This window comes from Flagellimonas sp. ABD4_174 (assembly GCF_056160185.1).
This window is the reverse complement of sequence record NZ_JBSWWP010000001.1, coordinates 1,828,215-1,851,023: the sequence shown is the minus strand read 5'-3', so window position 1 is coordinate 1,851,023 and position 22,809 is coordinate 1,828,215. Positions and strand designations below refer to the sequence as shown.

Here is a 22,809-nt window from a genome sequence, read left to right as displayed (position 1 = left end):
TTTGTCCCCAATGCAGAAAAATATCAACATAAAAAACAGAAGAGCCCGGTTCGATTACGAAATCCTGGACACCTACACAGCAGGTATAGTTTTGGGCGGTACCGAAATTAAATCCCTTCGATTGGGCAAAGCCTCTATTTCGCAAAGTTTTTGTGAGTTTAATCCAAAGGGCGAGCTGTTTGTGATCAATATGCAGATCGATGAGTATAGCCATGGTGGGCATTACAACCATAGGCCAAAAGCAGAACGTAAATTATTGCTCAACAAAAGGGAGTTGAAAAAACTTCAAAAAGAGGTCGCCACAACTGGATTGACCATTGTTCCCTTAAATGTTTTTATAAATGATCGAGGTCTCGCCAAAATGAATATTGGACTTGCCAAGGGGAAAAAACTGTACGATAAGCGGGAAACCATAAAGGATCGTGACAATAAGCGCAATCTCTCCCGGATCAAAAAGAGTTTCAATAATTAATTTTTGTCTTCCAACAGCGGAACAAACCGAAACGACCCAAATTCCTTTTTCTCGAATTCCTTTTCAGACTTACGCACAAATAGTGTCATGATCTGCTCGTCAACACCCACCGGGATTACCAGCCTACCACCTATTTTTAGTTGGGACAATAACGGTTTGGGCACTTCTGGGGCGCCAGCAGTAACAATAATACCATCAAAAGGAGCTTCTTGCGGCAATCCCTTATATCCATCCCCAAAAATCATCTTCTTGGGGCGATAGTGCATTTTATTAAAAAACAATCGGGTGGATTTAAACAGTTCCGATTGTCTTTCAATGGTGTACACTTTAGCCCTTAAATACAATAAAACAGCAGTTTGATACCCGCTCCCGGTACCTATCTCCAAAATCTTGGCATTGGGTTCAACCTGCAACAATTCCGTCTGGAAAGCTACGGTATACGGTTGGGAAATCGTTTGATCCGCACCAATGGGAAATGCCTTGTCCTGATACGCATGATCTTCAAAACTGCTATCTAAAAACAAGTGCCTTGGAATAGTCTTTATGGCCTCTAAAACTTTTTGATCGGTAATTCCCTTGGCCGCTACAACTTCTGCCAAGTTCTTGCGCATTCCCCTATGTTTGAGCGTATCCTTCATGGTCTGTGGTCTGGAGGCACGAATTTAAAAAGTTCCCTAAAAATATCGCTCTACTTCCGATCAAAAATTTATGGAAACTGACATCATATCCTTATTTTTGACGAAAACAGGAAATATGCTAAAAGTTGGTGTCCTTGGAGCAGGACATTTAGGGAAAATACACCTGAGGCTCCTAAACCAATCGGACAAATACGAACTGGTCGGGTTTTATGACCCCGATGAGATCAACGCCAAGAAAGTCGCAGCGGAATTTGGATATAATTATTTTGAGAACATCAATAAATTGATCGATGCCGTTGATGTTGTAGATATTGTAACCCCTACCCTTTCACATTTTGATTGTGCCAAAAAGGCCATTGAAAAAGGCAAGCACATATTTATTGAAAAACCTATCACCAACACACTTGAAGAAGCCGAAGAATTGCTCGAACTTACCAAACAGCATGGCGTAAAAGGGCAAGTGGGACATGTGGAGCGATTTAACCCTGCTTTTTTGGCCGTAAAGGACAAGATCGACAATCCCATGTTCATAGAAACGCACCGTTTGGCAGAATTTAACCCCAGGGGAACCGATGTTCCCGTGGTCTTGGATTTAATGATCCATGATATTGACGCTATTTTAAGCGTTGTTCCATCCGAAGTCGAAAAAATAAACGCAAGTGGCGTTTCGGTGATCAGTCAATCCCCAGACATAGCAAACGCCCGAATCCAATTTAAGAACGGCTGTGTCGCCAATCTAACATCGAGTCGGATTTCCTTAAAAAATATGCGTAAATCCAGGTTCTTTCAGCGCGATGCCTACATATCCGTCGACTTTTTAGAGAAAAAGGTAGAGGTTGTAAAAATGAAGGACGCACCAGAAAACCCTGGTGATTTTGATATGATTCTCCAGAATGCCGAGGGCGATAAAAAGCAGATTTATTTTGAAAACCCCGAAATAGACGCCAACAATGCCATTTTGGACGAATTGGAAACCTTTGCCAATGCCATCAACAACGATACTACACCGATCGTGAGCTTGGAGCAAGGTGCCAATGCCCTTAGAGTGGCCCTTCAAATAATCGAATCCTTTAAAAATTAACTCAGTTGTTGTTCTCCGTTCCGAGAACAAAGCCATACAAACTAAATACAATGAAAAAAATAGCTGTAATCGGTGCCGGAACCATGGGTAATGGAATTGCCCATGTATTCGCACAAAACGGATATCATGTAAATCTTGTGGACATTTCCCAAGTATCTTTGGACAAAGGAATGGCCACAATAACCAAAAATTTGGACCGTATGATTGCCAAGGAAGTGATAGACAAAGCCAAAAAAGAGGGTACATTGGCCAATATAACCACTTACACCAATGTAAAGGACGGTGTAAACGATACCGATCTTGTGGTAGAGGCAGCTACGGAAAATTTGGACATCAAACTAAAGATCTTCAAGGATTTGGACGAAATATGCAAGCCCGAAACCATTTTGGCAACCAACACCTCTTCCATTTCCATAACACAAATAGGAGCGGCCACCAAACGCCCGGAAAAAGTAATCGGAATGCATTTTATGAATCCTGTGCCAATTATGAAATTGGTAGAGATCATAAGGGGCTACAGTACCTCAAACGACGTTACCCAAACCATTATGGAGCTATCCAAGAAATTGGGCAAAATCCCGACCGAGGTAAACGATTATCCTGGATTTGTGGCCAACAGGATCTTAATGCCTATGATCAACGAATCCATCGAAACTTTGTACAACGGTGTCGCCGGCGTTAGAGAAATAGATACGGTAATGAAATTGGGAATGGCTCACCCCATGGGTCCATTGCAACTTGCCGACTTTATTGGATTGGATGTATGTCTTTCCATCCTAAATGTGATGTACGATGGTTTCAAAAACCCAAAATATGCCCCATGCCCTCTACTTGTGAATATGGTGATGGCCGGTAAATTAGGGGTAAAATCAGGTGAAGGCTTTTACGATTATTCCGAGTCCAGAAAAGCCGAAAACGTTTCCGCACAATTTAAATAGGATTAAAAAGAATTTGATCGTTATTCCAACAGAACAAAGCGACGAGGAATCTCATAACTTTAAATACTACTGAGATTTCTCACTACATTCGAAATGACAAAGAAGACCAAGTATTTCGAAATTAAGTAGCGATAATTAATAATTAGAGGGAAGCACCTCTTTTAACTATATAAGGAATTTCATGGCCATAGTTAAGCCTTTTAAGGCCATTCGCCCCACAAAGGACAAAGCTTTTTTTGTTGCATCGCGCTCCTACGAGGAATATTCAAAAGAAGAGCTCAAGGCTGTACTGCAGTACAACCCGTTCTCGTTTTTACATATCATAAATCCAGGATTCAAGTTCGATAAAAACATTAAGGGAAAGGAGCGTTTTGGACTTGTACATAATCGGTATTTGGAGTTTTTGGAAGAAAACATCTTTCAAAAGGACAAAGAGCCCAGTTTTTATCTCTATCAAATAGAAAAGGATGATTTTAAGAGTTTAGGCTTCTTTTGTGCATGTAGCGTGGATGATTACAGGAGCAACGTCATCAAAAAACATGAGGACACCATACAAGACCGGGAAGAACTTTTTGCAGATTACCTGCACACCGTAGGTTTTAATGCAGAACCGGTTTTAATGACTTACGAGGACAGTGATTTGGTAGATGAAATATTCCAACGAAAAATACAGCGCGAGCCCGAATATGATTTTACCACTACGGACAAAGTAAACCACAAGCTTTGGAAAATATCGTACCCCGAGGGCATAAAAAAACTGGAAAGTGCTTTTGGAGACCTAAACTCGCTATACATAGCGGACGGACACCACCGTTGTGCCTCTTCCAGTTTGTTGGCAGATATTAAAAAGACCGAAAACCCCAACCATACCGGAGAGGAAGCCTACAATTATTTTATGGCTTATCTGATTCCTGAGTCCCAGATGAAAATTTTTGAGTTCAATCGAATGGTGAAGGATTTGAACGGATTTTCCAAGAAAGAATTCCTTATCCAGTTGGACGAACATTTCCGTATCGAGAAAAGAATGGACGGACTGAGAAAACCCTCCAAAAAACATGAGTTCAGCATGTATTTGGCCGGAGAGTTTTATACCCTTCATTTTAGAAAAACCAATCACGTTTTTCCCGATGCTTTGAGTAAATTGGACACTCAAATTTTGTACAAAACTGTTTTGGAACCCATTTTGGGGATTACAGACCTACGAAACGATGACCGGATTTGTTACGGTTATGGCAAAAACAACCTGATCCAAATGAAAGATATGGTGGATTCGGGAGCTTTTGCCGTTGGTTTTAGCCTTGTTCCCACAACCATAGAAGAAATTAAGGCCATTGCCGATGCGGGTTTGGTAATGCCCCCAAAAAGCACGTATATTGAGCCTAAGCTCCGCAGCGGGCTGGCGATTTATGAATTATAGAAAACTATGTCCATAAAAGATAATCTCGATAAAATAAAATCCGAACTCCCTTTAGGGGTTACCTTAGTTGCCGTTTCCAAAACCAAGCCGAATAAAGATATTATGCAAGCCTATGATGCCGGGCAACGGGTGTTTGGAGAAAATAAAGTACAGGAAATGGTCCAAAAATGGCAAGATTTGCCCAAGGACATCGAATGGCACATGATAGGCCACCTACAACGCAATAAGGTAAAATACATGGCCGAGTTTGTCTCCTTGATCCATGGGGTGGACAGCCCTCGGTTACTCAAGGAAATCAACAAACAGGCAAAAAAGCATGACCGTGTAATACCTTGCTTACTACAAATACATATTGCCGAAGAAGACACTAAATTTGGTCTTGATAAGAACGAACTCGATCAGCTCATCAATTCCGAGGAATTTAAGACCATGGAAAACATCAAAATTGTTGGTTTGATGGGCATGGCAACTTTTACGGATGACAAAAAACAAGTTAGTAAGGAGTTTGCCCTACTTAAATCTTTGTATGATGATCTTAAAACAGAATTGCCCGACATCGGCATTCTTTCCATGGGAATGAGCGGTGATTACCAATTAGCCATAAAGGAAGGCAGTAACATGGTGCGGATCGGAAGCAGTATATTTGGGGCTAGAAACTATTCATAACCAGTAATTTTCCATGTACGCGATACTCGACATTGAAAGCACCGGAGGAAAATATAACGAGGAGGGCATTACAGAGATTGCCATCCATAGGTTCAATGGGCACGAGGTAGTCGATAAATTTATCTGCTTGATCAACCCAGAGAGGGAAATACAGCCATTTGTGGCCAAACTTACCGGTATCAACAATAAAATGTTGCGGTCGGCGCCGAAATTTCATGAAGTGGCCAAGCGTATCGTTGAAATTACCGAAGGAGCTGTTCTAGTGGCACATAATGCCCAGTTCGACTATCGCATCCTTAGAACGGAATTTAGGCGATTGGGCTATGATTTTCAACGCAAGACACTTTGTACCGTGGACCTTTCCAAACAACTCATACCCGAAGCGGAATCGCACAGTCTGGGTAAATTGGCACGATCACTGGGTATTCCCATGAGCGATAGGCACCGTGCCAATGGCGACGCCCTTGCTACTTTGAAACTTTTTAAATTGTTGCTGAACAAAGACTCGGAAAAGAAGATCATTACCGAAGTCATACGCGAAGAAACCCACGGAGAACTATCCCCCAATCAATTGGACATGGTTTTTAACCTCCCATCCGATACCGGTGTGTACTATATGCACAACAAGGATGGCGAAATCATCTATTTAGGTAAAACAAAAAACATTAAAAAGCGTGTGAACCAGCATTTTACCAATGTTGGAAAATTAGCTCGCAAACTGCAAAAAGAAACCAAAAAGGTTACCTACGAAACTACGGGCAGTGAACTTATTGCCATTCTAAAAGCATATTTAGAGCAAACGAGAACCAAACCACGGTACAATCATGTTTCCAGAAAGAAATTGTTTACCCACACCATAGACTTTAATCGGAACGGAACGGACCACATAATTCTGGACGTGGAAAAAAGCAGGGCTTTGGAATACAAAAAAATGGCATTCAACGGAACGCAAGCTGCAAAAAGCTTTCTAAAAAAAGTTGCTGAAGAGTTTGACCTATGCCCCGTGTCTCTCGGATGGGAAACTAATAATCAAGAAAAGGAAAATCGATCCAACCCAGATTGTTGCAACAAAAAAGTATTGTCCGTTTTTGAAAAGTACAGTATTCAAGATAAAAACATTGCATTAACAGATCGCGGGCGCGAGACCGGGGAACGAAGCTTTGTTTTGGTTAAAAATGGTAAGCTTCAAGGATTTGGGTACGTTGAACTCAATCATCAGATCAATAATATTCATATCTTAGAATCGATTATGACTCCGTTGCGTAGCGATGAAAACACTACTTTTATAGTGGAAACCTACTTAAGAAAAAACCATCGACTAAAAACCATACCGTTAACCACTTGACCTTCTTATGGACAATAAACCACTTCCCAAATGGCAAAATACCCTTCATGAAATAATTTATGAAGCGGATACCCCTGCGGGCAAGTTTTTTGACCTGATGCTCTTTGTATTGATCATTATCAGTGTAATTCTGGTAATGCTGGAAAGTGTTCAGGAAATCGATCAGAAGTACCACAAGAGCCTTCTTGCAATGGAATGGATTGTGACCATCTTTTTTTCCATCGAATATATTGCAAGGATCATCAGTATAAAAAAACCATGGAAATACATCTTTAGTTTTTATGGCATCATAGATTTTTTATCGACCATTCCCTTGTACCTTTCCTATATTTTGGCCGGCTCACAAGTACTTTTGGCGGTAAGGGCTTTTCGCTTGCTAAGGATTTTCAGGATATTAAAGCTCGTCAAGTTCATTGGGGAAGCCTCACAGCTAAAAAAAGCACTAAAAGCCAGTAGAACTAAAATCGCAGTATTTATTTATGTGGTCTTGATCCTTTCGGTGATCCTGGGTACTATGATGTACATTGTTGAAGGAAACGAAGCTGGTTTTACAAGTATCCCAAGGAGTATCTATTGGACCGTTGTTACCCTGACCACCGTAGGCTATGGTGACATTACGCCTGTAACCAGTTTAGGACAGTTTTTGGCCACGGTTATCATGATCTTAGGGTATGGTATTATTGCGGTGCCCACTGGAATTGTGACCGCAGAAATTGCCAAGAGCGGTAAAGATGACAAAAAAGATATTGATAAAGAACCCATGGTCCACGTAAATACACAAGCTTGTCCATGCTGTGGTATTGGGGGGCACAGAGACGATGCATCGCATTGTTATAACTGCGGACATGGTTTATGAGCACTAAGATCCTACTTGCTATAGTTGGCCCAACTGCAATCGGCAAAACTGCGTTGGGCATTACACTGGCCAAATATTTCGATACGGAGATCATATCGGCAGATTCCCGTCAGTTTTTTAAGGAAATGAATATCGGAACTGCAGTGCCCTCCCTGGAGGAGCTACAAGAAGCCAACCATCATTATATTCAGCATAAAAGCATTTTTGAACCCTATTCCGTAGGCGATTTTGAAAAAGATGCCATTGCATTGCTCACACACCTATTTAAGGAAAACAATATTGCCGTAATGGTTGGTGGCAGCGGACTGTATGTGGATGCCGTGGTCAACGGACTGGATGAATTTCCCCATGTTGACCCGGAAATTAGACTGGCACTGAACCAAACTTTGGAAAAGGAAGGCTTAAAAAGCCTTCAGACCGAACTTAAAAAGAGAGACCCGGAATACGCCCAAAAAGTGGATATGGAAAATCCGCATAGATTGATCCGTGCCCTTGAGGTTTGCAGAACTTCCAATAAACCATATTCCTCTTTTCTAAACCGACCCAAAGCCAAAAGACCCTTTAAAACACTCTATATTGGAATTGATGCCCCCAGGGAAATCATTTACCAAAGAATAAATAAGCGCGTAGATCTAATGATGGAGGCCGGATTATTGGACGAAGCCAGAAAACTACACGAGCATAAAAGACTTAATGCACTGCAAACTGTTGGTTACAAGGAACTTTTTGAATATCTTGACGGCAATTGCACTTTGGAATTTGCCATATCTGAAATCAAGAAAAATACCCGAAGATTTGCAAAACGGCAGCTAACATGGCTGCGAAAAAATAATTCTATTTTGTGGGTCCCTTTTGATGGTAAGCCGGAAAAAGTGATACAAATGGTTACAGACCAATTAAAAACCGACCTTTATGCCTCATAATAAAACCGTGCTCGTAGTTATGGGAGTCAGTGGCTCCGGTAAATCCAAAATCGGCAAACTGCTTTCAAAAAAACTCAACTTGCCTTTTTATGATGGCGATGACTTTCACCCCGAAGCCAATATCGAAAAAATGAGCTCCGGCACCCCATTGAACGATAACGATCGAAAAGAATGGCTTATCAAACTCAATAAATTGGCGTTGAAAAACAAAAAAGTCGGTGCAATAATAGCATGTTCGGCACTTAAAAAAAACTACAGGAGCATCTTACGAGCAGGAATGGGAAATTGTATGGCGTTTGTTTATTTGAACGGCACTTTTGAATTAATTCGGTCCAGATTGGAAACCAGAAAAGACCATTTTATGCCCATGGACCTGCTAAAATCACAGTTCGATACATTGGAACCTCCTTCCAACGAAATTTCGGTTTCCATTGACAAGTCTCCCGACAGTATTGTCAAGGACATACTCAAACAACTCAACTAACCATGGAAATTAATCTACTGTTGGCCGTTCTTATTGGAATAGCCATTCTATTATTCCTGATTTTAAAGCTCCGCATTCACGCGTTCGTTGCTTTATTGATCGGTAGTATTACCATTGGCCTTATTACCGGGCTGGATGCCGGCCAGATCATCGGAACGGTACAGAAAGGGATGGGCGGGACCTTGGGTTTTGTGGCAACGGTGGTAGGTTTGGGCGCTATTTTTGGTGGAATTTTGGAAGCATCGGGCGGTGCAAAGGCCATTGCCGATTTTATGGTTGCCAAGTTTGGATTAAAAAAAGCTCCTTCAGCTATGGTAATTTCAGGTTTTCTGATTGCTATTCCCGTTTTTTTCGATGTAGCTTTTATCATATTGGTCCCCATGATCTATGCCCTACAGCGTAGGACCGGTAAATCACTTCTCCTATATGCCATACCCCTGTTGGCAGGTTTGGCTATTACTCACGCTTTTATACCCCCAACACCAGGACCAATAGCAGTGGCCGACATTATTGGAGTAGATCTGGGCTGGGTAATATTGATGGGCTTTGCCGCAGGAATTCCAACAGCATTGATCGCCGGGCTATGGTTCGGAAAACACATTTCGAAAAAGATATTTGTTGCGGCACCGGAAGAAATTGAAGAAGAAAACCACCCTAAACTCCCCCCAATTACTCAAGTATTACTAATTATAGGGCTGCCCATTGTTCTGATTTTGTTGAATACAATGGCTTCTGCCGGAACTTTTGGAGCTTTAAACACCAATTTATTGAATATTATCGCATTGGTCGGCCATCCATTTTCTGCATTGATCATTGCGAACTTATTGGCCTGGTACTTTTTTGGGCTAAAAAAAGGATTTACCAAAGACCAACTATTAAAGATATCCACCAAATCCCTGGCCCCAGCAGGAACCATAATCCTTTTGACGGGTGCAGGAGGCGTTTTTAAACAAGTGTTGACAGATACAGGGGCAGGCGAACTTTTAGCCTCCTCTTTGAGTAATGCAGGAATTCCTGTTTTGGCCTTTGCCTTTATTAGTGCTGCTATAGTTCGTATTGTTCAGGGTTCGTCCACAGTTGCCATGATTACCGCGGCGGGCTTGGTTTCCCCCTTATTGGTCAATAGCAGTTTAAACTCTATTGAACTGGCCTGTTTGGTTATTGCAATTGCATCCGGCGCCAGTATATTTTCGCATGTCAACGATAGTGGTTTCTGGCTGGTCGGTCAGTATTTGGGCATAACGGAAAAGCAGACCTTCCGTTCTTGGACCATAATGACCACTATATTGGCTTTTGTTGGGGTACTGACCGTTACTATAATTTATGCCTTAGCATAAAAAAGCCACCATAAAAGGTGGCTTTTTTTTAGTATGAAAACCTTTTTTATTGCTCGTTTTCGGCTTTTACCACAAGTCTAAAACCTTCGCCGTGAATATTCAAGATCTCGACCAAATCGTCTTTCTTAAGGTATTTTCTCAACTTGGCGATATAAACATCCATACTCCTGGATGTAAAGTAGTTGTCATCTCTCCAAATCTTTGTTAGCGCCAATTCTCGTGGCATTAGATCATTCTCATGAAGCGCCAACAAACGTAAAAGTTCATTTTCTTTTGGTGATAGTTTAATGGGCTCCTCTTCTTTATATTTTAGAAAACGTAGTTTGGAGTTTAAATGAAAGTTTCCGATTTCGAACTCGAACTGTTTACTGTCCGCCAAGGAACTAGAAGCTTTTCTTTGCAGAATCGCCTTCAACTTCATAAGCAGTACTTCAGAATCGAAAGGCTTGTTCAAATAATCGTCCGCACCTGCTTTATATCCTTTCAATACATCTTCTTTCATGGTCTTTGCCGTTAAAAAGATAATCGGAACATTTTCGTTCTTTTCACGGATTTCCCGTGCTAGGGTAAATCCGTCTTTATAAGGCATCATTACGTCCAAAATACAAACATCAAAATTGTCCTTTTTGAATTTTTCAAAACCTTCCATTCCGTTTTTGGCCAGAACAACATCAAAGTCGTTCATGTTCAAATAATCTTTTAGCACAATTCCAAAATTTGGATCGTCCTCCACTAATAGTATCTTCTTTTTCTCTGTATCCATAGTTCGCTTTTTAAATTAAAGGGAGTTTTATAAAGAAAGTGCTTCCTTTTCCTTTTTCACTTTCGGCATAAACCTCGCCTTGATGATCGTCTATTATTCGTTTTACGTAGGCCAATCCCAATCCGTGACCTTTAACGTTGTGTATATCGCCGGTATGTTCCCGGTAAAATTTTTCAAATACTTTTTTGAGTACTGCCTTGCTCATTCCCGAGCCTTGATCTTGTACTTTTATTATTATGCTGTTCTTTGCCACTTCGGTAAACACATCAATCTTTGGTGTTTCCGGTGAATATTTTACGGCATTGTCCAAAATATTGACCACCACATTGGTCAAGTGCATATCGTTGGCCAAAACCTCCGATCTTTCTGCATCGAGATGGGCATTTACATACCCCCCTCTATCCTGCACAATCAACTCGATATGGGCGATGGCATCGGTTATAATATCGTGCATGTTTACCCTATCTTTACTTATGTCCAATTGGTTTTTCTCCAACTTGGATATTCTCAGCACATTTTCTACTTGCGCATGCATGCGCTTGTTCTCATCACGAATCATGCCCAAATATCGTAACACCTTTTCCTTATCCTCAATGGATTTTGGGTTCCTAATGGCCTCTACCGCTAAATTTATGGTGGCAATGGGCGTTTTAAACTCGTGAGTCATGTTGTTGATAAAATCGGATTTGATCTCCGAAATCCGTTTTTGTTTGATCAACTGGTAAATGGCACTGGAATACGCCAATAAAATTACCAACGTGAACACAAAGGACAATACGGCCATTCCCATCACCGAACTGAATATGTATTTCTTCATACTCGGGAAGGTTAACAGCAATGAGAAATTGGAAACTCCCTCACTATCCTTGAAAATTGGGGCTTTGTACATTTTAGAGCCAGAGAACTTAAACTTTCTAGATCTTATTTTAGTAGGATAGCCTTGACTGTAAACACCATATTCGTAATCGATATCAATATTCCTATTGCTCAATTCTTGACCAAGGAGAAGTTCCAGTTCTTGATTGGAAACCCGTTTGTGTATGGGTTGTGTTTTGGAATACTCCATAAACACATCTTCCCATGCAGCTAACTCAATTTTGTCGAGTTTACCGATATTGGTTACTTTCTCAATTGGAGTTAAACTATAGCTTTTACCATCAATACCAAATTCTTCCTTAAAAACACTTTTGGTTCTTCGGCTGGTAAAGTTTTTAAATGTAGTGGAATCGTTTCCACCCAATCCATTATCAAAGAACGCCGAGGTTATTGTGTAATCTTCTTCCAGGATACCATGTGAGTAGAAAAGGATTTCATCCGAATTAAGGTCCCTTTCTACAAACATAAAATTTTTGTAGTGGGCACTTTTTGGCTCACCAACACTATCTGCAAGAGAAGCCAAACGGTCCGAGTATTCCTTCATCTCCCGCTTCTCCACCCTACTCGCTACTTTATCCAGTATGTCCGTAACTGTTCTTGAGAATTGTTCTTCCTTGTCGTTTATGGATGTTCGAATCCAATATACCTGCACAAAAATTATCCCTAAAAGGGATAAGCTCATAAGAACAACCAGAAGAACGAATAGCTTCTTGTTCATTGGGGTAAAATTAAAAATTTAACATTTAGTAATTTGAGCGTTTAACCAAAACTTAACATAAATGTTAAAATTTAATGGCCATTGCTAAAAGTTTGAGGTGTAGTTCTTTAACCTTTTCCTTGGTTTTCTCCAAGTCCAGGTTCTCTATTGAATAATGGGCCATTCTTTGCTTTTTTTCATCGTTCAGCTGATTTTCCATTCGGTCCAAAACCGCTTGCTTGTCCCCATTGTCCCTATCGATGACCCTTTGAATTCGATTTTCGACCGGAGCGGTCACCAAAATGGTACGGTCATATTTTTCTTGTGCCCCGTTCTCAAAAATCAATGCGGTTTCTTGGATTACATAGGGACTTTCTTGCGTTTTGGCCCATTCCAAAAAGTGGGTTCTAACTGCCGGATGCACAATATTGTTCAATTTTTGAAGTAGTTCCGGACTTTTAAACACCTTACCGGCAATATATTGTCTGTTTAAACCGCCATTAGCATAGGCATTGTTACCCAACAACTGCTCAATTTTGAATCTTACTTCTTTGGAGTCCACCATCAACTTTTTGGCTTCTTTATCCGAATCGTACACGGGCACTCCAAGCTCCTTGAACATTTTGGCCACTGTGCTCTTACCGCTGCCTATACCCCCTGTAAGTCCAACTATCATCATTGTTGTTCCAAAACAAAGTTTACACTGTTATCTTCCAATTTAATGTCATATACTTTTAGAGGGCTCTGTACCACATCCAGAAACAAGGTGCTACTGCCGGAACCTGCCAGTTGTTCGTAATCGGCCACAACTTCGAAGTCAGATGCGGCGATTTCCTTCAATCTATCTATAGTGGCCTTACAAAGTATGGTGACGGTATTCGGGAAGGTTTTAATCTGATAGCCTTCCGGCACGTTAACGACATTGATCGGAACCTCGAATATTTTTTCAGAAAACTTGGACACCTTGCCACTCATTGTAGCGGTGGAGATCGAAAAAATACTATTGTCAAGACCTTTTGGAAAAGTCAGGGATACAGTTCTCGAAAAATCCGCGCTTACATCACTAAGCTGAACAATAGCTGTTTTTATGGTTTGAATGGTATCGATTTCATTTTTAGGCCCCTTGACCACCACAGAATCGGGAGACATTGAGATTTTACCGTCCAAAATATAATTCTGTTTAAGCTTAAGGTCCAATTTAGGCTGTATTGGTATTTTTCTGGAATTCACTTGGTACAGATCTACTTCCAACGGGTCCCTGTCCAATTCCAACAGAGAAATATTTTGGGACAATTGCTGATCCATTTGCTTTTTGAGGGCATCTTCGCCTATAACATAACCGCCATTGCTATAAATTACTTGGGACAGGTCCACATCTATTCGTCGTTTAAAAATTTTATAGTATAAAAACTGGAATCCACTGGTCCGTAGTTTTGCTTCTATTTGATTTTCGGCATTCTTACCCAACAATAATGAATCTGGCAAATTGCGATAATTTAATGTAAAAATTGTCCGGGACTCATAGGTTTCGGAAAGATTACTGATAAACCATGCCAAAAATGAGCATAACAAGAAAAGCGAAAACACCTTCACTTTCTTTTTATTGAGGCCATGCAATACCCTTTTGAACACTTTTACTTTTTCTTGAAAAACAATTTTGGAAACAGTTCCTCTGGTTCCTTACTACTAAAGTTAAGCAACATTGTGGACTTGAAAAAACCAATTCCATATCCGGTAAACTGAATTAAAGCAGCAAATATGGCCAAAAATGACACAATTAGGTTTTTACTTTTGATCACTGCATCCAAAAACATGATCGAAAAATAGAATACATAGAGCAATAATGGCAACCAAAGTCCATAGATTGAAAGAATGATCGCAACACTCAGTCCCAATATGAACAAAGTAGGGAACCAATAGGTCGGTTTCGCCGTTCCGGGGTGCCATTTATTCAAAATGGGGCGTACACTGCCAAATTTATTCACCTGAATATAAAATTTGTTCCAATCGATACGCCTCTTGTGGTAGACGTAGGCATCTGGAAACAACCTTGTATCGAAACCTGCTTTCCAGATTCGAAAAGTAAGGTCAGGGTCTTCTCCGGGATGAATCCTGCCAAACCCTCCGGCCTTTTCGAAAGCCTCTCGGGAAATGCCCATGTTAAAGCTACGGGGCTGAAATTTGCCTACTGCTTTTTTCCCCCCGCGAATACCTCCTGTGGTCAAAAAAGAGGTCATTACATAATTGATGGCCTTCTGAATTGTAGTAAAAGAAGTGTCGGCGGCATCAGGACCGCCAAAACAATGGACAAACTCTTTTTTAAGTTCTTTATCGACCTCGGACAAATATTGTTTTGGGAGAATACAATCCGAATCCAAAACTATAAAGTAATTCCCTTTTGCCCGTTCCATTCCGTAGTTTCTGGAGTCGCCAGGCCCGGAATTTTCTTTGAAATAGTAGGAAATCTGAAGGTTTTCCCGAAAAGAGTTTACAATTTGCTCAGAACTATCGGCAGATCCGTCCTCCACAATAACCACTTCAAAATCCTCGGCATATTTCTGCGATTGCAAGCTTTCCAATAGCTCACGAACCTCTTCGGGCCTATTGTAAACCGGAACTATTATGGAAAAAAATGTGTTCATCAAAAAGCGAGGTTCTGTGGCGAAACATCAGTACGAGCGTAATCCAAAATTTCATTGCCTGGTTTGACAAATATTTGGGCTACGCTCGAATTGATCTTGATTTATTGGAATGTATTCTTACTTTGAAAATTCATCGATCACCTCTTGGCTTACACCTGTATTGGAGAATCCACCATCATGGAATAGGTTCTGCATGGTAACCTTTTTGGTAAGATCAGAGAAAAGAGATACCGTATAATTTGCACAATCGTCTGCTGATGCGTTGCCCAAGGGTGACATTTTCTCCGCATAGTTGATAAATCCATCAAAGCCTTTAACCCCTTGTCCTGCCGTAGTGGGTGTCGGTGATTGCGAAATGGTATTCACCCTTACTTTATGTTCTTTTCCAAAAAAGTATCCAAAACTTCTTGCAACCGACTCCAAGTACGCCTTGTTATCGGCCATATCGTTATAGTCCGGAAATGTTCTTTGAGCCGCCATATAGGTCAAGGCAACAATACTTCCCCACTCGTTCATGGCCTCAGCTTTGTATAGCGATTGCATTACTTTGTGAAAAGACAATGCGGACACATCCCAACCCTTTTCGGTAAAGCTATAGTTCTCGTCCGTGTAATGTCTTCCTTTTCGAACGTTTACGGACATTCCGATGGAATGTAGCACAAAATCCAGTTTTCCGCCCAAAATTTCCATGGACTGCTCAACGAGATTTTTCAAATCTTCCTCGTTGGTGGCATCTGCAGGAACAATCTGAGAGTTGGTCTTTTCTGCCAATTCGTTTATTTGCCCCATTCGCATGGCAATGGGTGCATTGGTCAAAACAAACTCACCTCCTTCTTCATGAACGCGTTCTGCGGTTTTCCAAGCAATGGAATTCGAATCCAAAGCCCCAAAAATGATTCCTTTTTTACCTTTTAAAAGATTGTATGCCATAATTTTTTGCGATTGTTAATTGTTCGACAAAGATATTTAAACTAATTGAATGTTAATCCTGCACAAGTATTTAGATTCCTGTCCTACTCAACTTGTTTGTGCATATAACATCTTCAGATGCTTTTTTTTAATAAGGCACTGAGCTAAATACAAGGTAGTGATCAACAATTTTGATAGTGAAATTTCTATAAATCCCATGGTTTTACTGCAGCAGCTCCCTGGCGTGTGCCAAGGCGGATTCGGATAAGGACTTGCCACCCAACATCTCTGCCAATTCCTGGATACGCTCATCCTTGCTCAATTGTTTAATGTGCGTACTTGTACCTTCCGAGCTTTCTTGTTTGTAAACTTTAAATTGATAGCTTCCTTTAGATGCTACCTGCGGCAAGTGCGTAATAGAGAACACCTGCATGGTACTACTCATTTGTTGCATAATTTCCCCCATACGGTTGGATATTTCACCTGAGACGCCCGTATCTATTTCATCGAACATCATGGTCGGCAAACTCTCATATTCCGCCAAAATGGATTTTATCGTCAACATAATACGGGACATTTCCCCTCCCGAAGCTACCTTTTTCAACTCTCCATAATTGGAACCCTTATTAGCTGAAAACAAAAATACCAAATCATCTTTTCCATTGGTTTTAAATGATTTAGAAGAGTTTACCTCAATTTTAAATGTAGCGGACGGCATGCCGAGCGATGCCAGGTTTTTTTGCAGCCTTTCGTTCAATTTTGGAATAACCGCTTTTCTGCCTTCACTTATTTTTTTTGCCCAAGCATCAGTTTTTTGCGTGAGCATATCTACCTCTTCTCGTTTTTGTCCTATACTATCCTCGATATTGGCCACGGTTTCGACCTTTTTGGCCAGTTCCTCGCGAATTTCGATTAAATCCGTTACCGAATCGGTATGGTGTTTTTTCTGAAGATCGTATAATTGTTGCAATTGACCGTTAACCACTTCCAACCGTTCCGGATCGGCCTCCACTCCATCTTTTAATCGTTCCAGTTCCGAAGCAATATCATCGGTCTCGATCAGAACGGATTGAATTCTATCATACAATGTTTTATAGTCAGTTCCAAAATCCACTAAGCCTTGGAATGCCCGTTTTAGGTCAGTTAGGCGCCCCACGACCCCTAATTGCTCATCATTCAACAACTGATGCCCTGCGGACAATTGCTCCATAATCTGTTCCACATTGTTCAGTTGCTCATATTCCTTCTCCAGTTCTTCCTGCATACCTTCCTTTAACTTGGCATCCTCAAGCTCTTTCAACAAAAAGGTATTGTAATCCTGCTCTTTATACGCCTCGGACTGGAAATCCACTAATTTTTGGAGTTCTTTCGACACCTTTTTCAGCTCATCCAATGCCTTTGCATAATTAGAAAGATATTCTGCATTGTTTGCAAGGGCATCGAGCACCTTCATCTGAAAATCGTTATCGGTAAGCCGCATGGTCTGGTGCTGGGAATGTACATCTACCAATTGATCGCCCAACGATCGCATTACATCAAGGGTAACAGGGGAATCGTTTACAAACGCCCTGGATTTGCCACTGGGCAATATTTCCCTGCGCAGGATGGTGGTTTCCTCATAATCAAGGTCATTTTCCTCAAAAAATGGTTTAAGCTGGTATTTGGATATATCGAATTCAGCTTCGATCACACATTTTTGCTCCTTGTTTTTTAGAGAGGATAAGTCGGCTCGTTTTCCCAAGACTAGGGACAAACCTCCCAACAGTATGGATTTTCCTGCTCCGGTCTCCCCGGTAATTGTTGTAAAACCGTCGAAAAATGACACACTTACATCATCGATGAGCGCATAATTTTGAATGGAAAGATTTGCTAACAATATTGAAGAATTTATCCGTAAAGATAATCCTCTTTATAGAACTGCCCTAGTATTTTATCTCATTCCAAGTGCTAGAGTAAAATGGGGCCACCTTGTTCAAGGTTTCTTTAAGTTTTACAACATCCACCTTGGGGCCATCGGAAAAGATGTTTTGGATTTCCTCGGATTTGGCATCGAAAAAAGTTTGAATCAAAAATGCGTTCGGTCTTCTACTGATCAATGTTTCGAACAGGCGAAGGCTCCCCATAATGATTTGTTTTCCCGTACTGTTATTGTCCGCCAAAATATCGAGTCCTTTTCTGTGGTAATTGTACATGGCAATTCGGTATTCCCTGAAAGAATTGCTCAAAAGATTGTCCACAAGTTCAAAACGGCTCCTATCCCCGGTTTCTTGACTCCATCCACTATAACTGGAACTTTGTGCCTGAGTTACGATATTCTGCGCCCTACGATAAAAATCGTTGCCCCCTTCCAAAGAAAAGGTATCGGCATCCAAACCCAACATAACATAAACATAATACGAGATTACCGCAACCAAATTGGAATCGAATGAGTTTGGGTTGTATACCAAAGGCTGAAATTCCTGATATTGAAAATTAAAGGCATTGTCCTTGTAATTAAAAACAGGGCTTTCGTAAGATGTATTGAACACCGGTCTGGTGGACTGTATTTGGATATTGGCCTCGAAACGGTCCGATTCGTATTGGGTAACCGTGATGAACATACGGGCATTGACCCGTTCGTTTTCCCTGTACACCCTATTCGTCCATTTGGTCTTATTCACAAAATCGTTGAGCGAACGCTCCAGTGTCCTGAATATCTGCTGATTGGTCTGCCCTACTTGGTCCGAGTTTACAGTGACCTGACAATTGAGTTCCTGTGTATAGGCCCTTAAGACAGCAAACAAAAGAAAAATGACAAAAAGTATGTTACGCATGGATTCTGGAGATGATTTCTTCCCAAATATCGGAAGCCACTTCGGGCTTCGTTTTCAAATCAAACGTTTTTATCCCCGAATTCTTATCTATAAAGGTAATTTTATTCGTGTGCCCCCCAAATCCCGCGCCATCGTCTTTTAATGAATTTAGCACAATGCCGTCCAAATTCTTTCTTTTGAGTTTGTTTTTGGCATTTTCAAGCTCATTTTGGGTCTCCAAGGCAAAACCTACCAAGAACTGGGTGGTCTTGGCCTCTCCAAGCGACATTAGAATATCCGGTGTACGTTCCAATTCAATATTTAAATCGTCGTCCTTCTTCTTCAATTTTTCCGAAGCAATGGACTTAGGACGATAATCAGCAACTGCTGCGGCACAAATTGCTATGTTCGTACCAGCATAATATTTATGACAGGCTTCGTACATATTCTGTGCAGAGGCCACCCGAATCAATTGGATATTATTATGATTTACGTTCAAATGCGTTGGACCTGACACTAAAATTACATTTGCCCCCAGGTCGGCCGCTTTCTTGGCCAATTCAAAACCCATGGTGCCAGTAGAACGATTGCCCAAAAAGCGAACAGGGTCGATTGCCTCGTGTGTTGGTCCTGCGGTAATCAATACTTGCTTGCCAGACAAAGGAAGTCCTTTGCTTAAATCATTTTGAACAAAAGAAATTATATTTTCAGGTTCTGCCATTCGGCCTTCGCCATGCAAACCACTGGCAAGTTCGCCAGACTCGGCAGGAATCAAACTGTTTCCATAGGATTCCAGTTTTTTTATAGAAGCCTCGGTGGAAGGGTGCTTGTACATATCCAAATCCATCGCCGGTGCAAAATACACCGGACATTTAGCTGACAAATATGTGGCCAACAACAGGTTGTCGCAGGTTCCATTGGCCATTTTGGAAAGGGTATTGGCCGTGGCCGGGGCTATGATCATGATATCCGCCCAAAGGCCAAGTTCCACGTGGTTGTTCCATGACAGACTCCCGTCTTCCTCATTTATAAAATCGAGCAAGACCGGATTTTTGGAAAGAGTGGAAAGCGTAAGTGGAGAAACAAAAGAGCTGGCGCTCTGGGTCATAACAACTTTGACCTGTGCACCAGCTTTGATCAGTAACCTTACCAGAAATGTGGTTTTGTACGCGGCAATTCCCCCGGAAATTCCCAAAAGGATATTTTTACCGCCCAGCATTACTTAAGAGTCTTTCTCTGTGTTTCTATGGTAGATTTTATCTTCCAACCACTCTTGTACGGCAAGCGCATGTGGTTTTGGCAGTTTCTCGTAAAACTTGGAAACCTCTATTTGCTCCTTGTTTTCGAATACCTCTTCCAAGCTATCGCTGTACGTGGCAAATTCCTCTAGCTTTTCCAACAACTCTTTTTTAATATCGGAGTTGATCTGAACCGCTCTTTTTGCCACAATCGAAATGGCTTCATAAACATTTTCGGTCTTTGCGTCGAACTCGTTTTTGTTAAGAGTAACAGTGGAAACCGGTGCCTTGGTGTTTTTCAAATCTTGCATGTGCAGTGGTTTAAAAACTAATTTTTATTTGGACAATGTGGTATTTTGATAAGCGCTCAATTCTTCTCGAACTGTTTCCGCGAGCTTATCAGCTTCTTTCTTAAACTGCGTTTCTGGAAAATAACGCATTAAATTTTTATAGGAACTGAGCGCGTCTTCCAAGCGCTCCTTTTTCTTATCCTCCGTACTGTTCAATGCCAACAGGGTGGAAGCTTCTATCCTGTAGTATAGCGCTTCTTCCCTGTAAATGGAACCTGGATTATCTGTGATAAAATTGTCGAATGCCGTGATGGCGGAAACCAAAACCGGCAAGTTAAATTCTCCCAGTTTATTGAACTGCTTGGCAATCTCAATTTGTTTCTTTTCTTTTTTCGCCGTTAACTCCTTGGCCATTGTATTGGCTTCCTCAAAATACTCCGATTCCGAATAATTATTGATGAATGTCTGGAGTTTTGCCAATGCCTTATCTGTTTCCGACTGATCCAGCGAATACCTCGGGGAAAGCATATAATAGCTTTTTGCGCCCAAGAAACTGGCTTCTTGGATTTTATCGCTACGTGGATACGACTTTACAAAACGTTCGAACTGGTATCCGGCCAAATAATAATCCTTGTTCTTGAAATAAGAATCCGCAAAGAAAAACATAACCCTCTCCCCCTGTGGTTTGCCCACATACTTTGGCGCTATCTGTTCGAACAGACGCACCGCTCTTTTATAATCACCTTCGTTATAAAGTTTTTCGGCCATATCGTACTTGGCCTTTACATCGGTTTCCTTAAGTACCTTTTGGTACTCGCTGCAGGATACGAGAAAAACTGCTACTAAACAGAAGAGAAGTATTGACCTCATTTTCAAAAACATTTTGCAAAATTAGTGATATTGAATGGATATAAAAAATGAATTTTACCTCTCAAATGTAAAGGGTACATTGGCCAACACACAACAATTTGTGCAACATTTAACTATTTTTAAACAGCGGCCTTGTCCAGTTTTTTCAATGAATTGTTGATTTTCTCCTTAAGGTTTTGGGAGGCTTCGACCAATGGCAACCTAACAGCGGCTGTGCAGATTCCCTTATGCTCAAAGATACTTTTGATTCCTGCCGGGTTTCCTTCTTCAAAAATCTGACCCATCAACGGAGATAATGTATGATGGATTTGGAATGCTTTCTTGGCACTACCATCCAAACCCAATTGTATCATTTCAGAAAAAAGGGAGGGCAAACCTTGGCCCAAAACGGAAATCACACCGGACCCACCTGCCAGAACGGTAGGTAAAGCCGTGGAATCGTCTCCGGAAATCACCAAAAATCCCTCTGGTTTTTGTTGAATGATCTTATCTATCTGAGCCATTTCCCCGCATGCTTCTTTTATGGCCACAATGTTGGGAAAATCCTGTGCCAATCTCAACGTTGTCTCGGGCAACATGTTGCTTCCTGTCCTCGAGGGTACATTATAGAGGATTATTGGAACGGGCGATGTGCTGGCAATCTTTTTAAAGTGTTGATAAATCCCTTCCTGTGTTGGTTTGTTGTAATAGGGCGAAACAGATAAGATCGCATCAAAATCGGAAAGATCTAACATTTGCAGATCTTTGACCACGGCCATCGTATTGTTCCCGCCAACACCCAAAACCAAAGGCAGTCTACCCGCGTTGGTACGTACTACAACATCGACCACCAATTGTTTATCGGCCGGGGAAAGTGTGGCCGTTTCGGCCGTTGTGCCCAATACCACCAAATAATCCGTGCCGCCCTGAATATTGTATTCAACAATTTTTGCCAGTGCATTTGCATCCACCGAAAAATCATCTTTGAAAGGAGTGACCAAGGCCACACCTGTTCCAACAAACTGCTCCATTTTATTAAATTTCTTTTAAGACCTTTAAATACTTTTTTAATTCGCTCTTGAACAATTCAAAATCGTTCAAGGGTGTATTTAAAATCAAATCGTTGACCTTGGGGTCTTGGGCAGCGAGACCGACCTTTAGCCGGGCAGGTGTTTTAACGGACAACAGCTTCATCATTAAACTATCTCTTTCGTAATAATTGATAAGGATATCGTACTCCCGTCCCAAAAACTCAAGAACATAGCCATTTTCTATTTGCCCTTTCCAGCCAAGATCTTTGTCCGAAAACATTTGAATGGCGTAGGGCGAGTTTTTATCGTACTCACTTTTATAGCCGATGATCTTAATGGCATTGGGCCTTAACGAAAACTCTTCGATCAGTTCATAAAAGACCTCCGCTTTGGAGAAACTGTCCACATCCACTATACAGCCAATGCTGGCAACTCCCTTCTCCCTGGTCACGGACTTAGGAGGTTTTTCCATTTCCTCCTTTAAATATTTTAGCCCGGATTTAACTTTAAATTTGTCTTGGAGTCCTTTCAAAAACATATTTTTGATGATTTTTACAAAGGTAAA

24 protein-coding genes are annotated in these 22,809 nt (G+C 41.2%); 10 read left to right on the top strand and 14 right to left on the bottom strand.

All coding sequences use genetic code 11. From position 1 onward, the window contains the following. Positions 1–10: 10 nt before the first annotated feature. A complete protein-coding gene (gene smpB / locus ACXAFK_RS08110; protein ID WP_224836716.1) occupies positions 11–472 on the top strand; it encodes an SsrA-binding protein SmpB in 462 nt (153 codons plus the stop codon). Here smpB and ACXAFK_RS08105 read toward each other — a convergent pair. Continuing rightward, complete coding sequence (locus ACXAFK_RS08105) at positions 469–1,110, bottom strand: protein-L-isoaspartate(D-aspartate) O-methyltransferase (RefSeq protein WP_224836715.1); 642 nt, start codon at positions 1,108–1,110, stop codon at positions 469–471. The genes smpB and ACXAFK_RS08105 overlap by 4 nt on opposite strands. A gap of 115 nt (positions 1,111–1,225) precedes the next feature. Here ACXAFK_RS08105 and ACXAFK_RS08100 point away from each other — a divergent pair, with 115 nt between their 5' ends. The 9 genes from ACXAFK_RS08100 to ACXAFK_RS08060 all read left to right on the top strand — a co-directional run bounded on the left by ACXAFK_RS08100 (position 1,226) and on the right by ACXAFK_RS08060 (position 10,157). Beyond that, the gene (locus ACXAFK_RS08100; RefSeq protein WP_252081252.1) at positions 1,226–2,191 is read left to right on the top strand and encodes a Gfo/Idh/MocA family protein; all 966 of its coding nucleotides are present in this window, start codon (positions 1,226–1,228) and stop codon (positions 2,189–2,191) included. A gap of 50 nt (positions 2,192–2,241) precedes the next feature. After that, positions 2,242–3,129 (top strand): 3-hydroxyacyl-CoA dehydrogenase family protein, encoded by an 888-nt coding sequence (locus ACXAFK_RS08095; protein WP_474957392.1) that lies wholly within the window; start codon positions 2,242–2,244, stop codon positions 3,127–3,129. A 181-nt stretch (positions 3,130–3,310) separates the two neighbouring features. Next, positions 3,311–4,546: a DUF1015 domain-containing protein gene (locus tag ACXAFK_RS08090; protein WP_474957391.1), complete on the top strand. Its 1,236-nt coding sequence runs from the start codon at positions 3,311–3,313 to the stop codon at positions 4,544–4,546. A gap of 6 nt (positions 4,547–4,552) precedes the next feature. Then, positions 4,553–5,212: a YggS family pyridoxal phosphate-dependent enzyme gene (locus tag ACXAFK_RS08085; RefSeq protein ID WP_474957390.1), complete on the top strand. Its 660-nt coding sequence runs from the start codon at positions 4,553–4,555 to the stop codon at positions 5,210–5,212. Between the two features lie 13 nt (positions 5,213–5,225). Continuing rightward, positions 5,226–6,557, top strand: a complete 1,332-nt coding sequence (locus tag ACXAFK_RS08080; protein WP_474957389.1) for an exonuclease domain-containing protein — start codon at positions 5,226–5,228, stop codon at positions 6,555–6,557. A 7-nt stretch (positions 6,558–6,564) separates the two neighbouring features. Next, a complete protein-coding gene (locus ACXAFK_RS08075; RefSeq protein WP_224836710.1) occupies positions 6,565–7,413 on the top strand; it encodes an ion transporter in 849 nt (282 codons plus the stop codon). Then, the gene (miaA, locus tag ACXAFK_RS08070; protein WP_474957388.1) at positions 7,410–8,336 is read left to right on the top strand and encodes a tRNA (adenosine(37)-N6)-dimethylallyltransferase MiaA; all 927 of its coding nucleotides are present in this window, start codon (positions 7,410–7,412) and stop codon (positions 8,334–8,336) included. Before ACXAFK_RS08075 ends, miaA begins: the two co-directional genes overlap by 4 nt. Next, complete coding sequence (locus ACXAFK_RS08065; RefSeq protein WP_474957387.1) at positions 8,326–8,820, top strand: gluconokinase; 495 nt, start codon at positions 8,326–8,328, stop codon at positions 8,818–8,820. The genes miaA and ACXAFK_RS08065 overlap by 11 nt, the downstream gene beginning before the upstream one ends. Before the next feature lie 2 nt (positions 8,821–8,822). Then, positions 8,823–10,157 (top strand): GntP family permease, encoded by a 1,335-nt coding sequence (locus ACXAFK_RS08060; protein ID WP_474957386.1) that lies wholly within the window; start codon positions 8,823–8,825, stop codon positions 10,155–10,157. A gap of 46 nt (positions 10,158–10,203) precedes the next feature. On the opposite strand, the gene ACXAFK_RS08055 is transcribed toward ACXAFK_RS08060, so the two are convergent. The 13 genes from ACXAFK_RS08055 to ACXAFK_RS07995 form a co-directional block, all read right to left on the bottom strand. Next, the gene (locus ACXAFK_RS08055; protein WP_224836706.1) at positions 10,204–10,920 is read right to left on the bottom strand and encodes a response regulator transcription factor; all 717 of its coding nucleotides are present in this window, start codon (positions 10,918–10,920) and stop codon (positions 10,204–10,206) included. A gap of 10 nt (positions 10,921–10,930) precedes the next feature. Next, positions 10,931–12,514, bottom strand: coding sequence for a sensor histidine kinase (locus ACXAFK_RS08050; protein WP_224836705.1), 1,584 nt, complete (start codon positions 12,512–12,514; stop codon positions 10,931–10,933). 64 nt (positions 12,515–12,578) lie between these two features. Continuing rightward, positions 12,579–13,172 (bottom strand): dephospho-CoA kinase, encoded by a 594-nt coding sequence (gene coaE / locus ACXAFK_RS08045; protein WP_474957385.1) that lies wholly within the window; start codon positions 13,170–13,172, stop codon positions 12,579–12,581. Then, positions 13,169–13,978, bottom strand: a complete 810-nt coding sequence (locus tag ACXAFK_RS08040; RefSeq protein ID WP_338195531.1) for a CdaR family protein — start codon at positions 13,976–13,978, stop codon at positions 13,169–13,171. The genes coaE and ACXAFK_RS08040 overlap by 4 nt, the downstream gene beginning before the upstream one ends. A gap of 149 nt (positions 13,979–14,127) precedes the next feature. After that, the gene (locus ACXAFK_RS08035; protein ID WP_474957384.1) at positions 14,128–15,135 is read right to left on the bottom strand and encodes a glycosyltransferase family 2 protein; all 1,008 of its coding nucleotides are present in this window, start codon (positions 15,133–15,135) and stop codon (positions 14,128–14,130) included. Between the two features lie 117 nt (positions 15,136–15,252). Continuing rightward, entirely contained in the window at positions 15,253–16,065 is an 813-nt protein-coding gene (locus tag ACXAFK_RS08030) for an enoyl-ACP reductase FabI (RefSeq protein WP_252079930.1), read from the bottom strand. 202 nt (positions 16,066–16,267) lie between these two features. Beyond that, on the bottom strand, positions 16,268–17,920 hold the full coding sequence (gene recN, locus ACXAFK_RS08025) for a DNA repair protein RecN (protein ID WP_474957383.1): 1,653 nt from the start codon (positions 17,918–17,920) through the stop codon (positions 16,268–16,270). A gap of 46 nt (positions 17,921–17,966) precedes the next feature. Further along, the gene (gene porD / locus ACXAFK_RS08020; protein ID WP_474957382.1) at positions 17,967–18,857 is read right to left on the bottom strand and encodes a type IX secretion system protein PorD; all 891 of its coding nucleotides are present in this window, start codon (positions 18,855–18,857) and stop codon (positions 17,967–17,969) included. Further along, on the bottom strand, positions 18,850–20,055 hold the full coding sequence (coaBC, locus tag ACXAFK_RS08015; RefSeq protein ID WP_474957381.1) for a bifunctional phosphopantothenoylcysteine decarboxylase/phosphopantothenate--cysteine ligase CoaBC: 1,206 nt from the start codon (positions 20,053–20,055) through the stop codon (positions 18,850–18,852). Before coaBC ends, porD begins: the two co-directional genes overlap by 8 nt. A gap of 3 nt (positions 20,056–20,058) precedes the next feature. Beyond that, positions 20,059–20,385: a DNA-directed RNA polymerase subunit omega gene (locus ACXAFK_RS08010; protein WP_224836697.1), complete on the bottom strand. Its 327-nt coding sequence runs from the start codon at positions 20,383–20,385 to the stop codon at positions 20,059–20,061. Between the two features lie 24 nt (positions 20,386–20,409). Continuing rightward, positions 20,410–21,246 (bottom strand): outer membrane protein assembly factor BamD, encoded by an 837-nt coding sequence (locus ACXAFK_RS08005; RefSeq protein WP_420485535.1) that lies wholly within the window; start codon positions 21,244–21,246, stop codon positions 20,410–20,412. A gap of 107 nt (positions 21,247–21,353) precedes the next feature. Continuing rightward, a complete protein-coding gene (dapA, locus tag ACXAFK_RS08000; RefSeq protein WP_224836695.1) occupies positions 21,354–22,244 on the bottom strand; it encodes a 4-hydroxy-tetrahydrodipicolinate synthase in 891 nt (296 codons plus the stop codon). 4 nt (positions 22,245–22,248) lie between these two features. Further along, positions 22,249–22,782 carry a DUF6913 domain-containing protein gene (locus tag ACXAFK_RS07995; protein ID WP_252079935.1) on the bottom strand — a complete coding sequence of 178 codons (534 nt, stop codon included), beginning with the start codon at positions 22,780–22,782 and terminating at the stop codon, positions 22,249–22,251. Between the last annotated feature and the right edge of the window lie 27 nt (positions 22,783–22,809).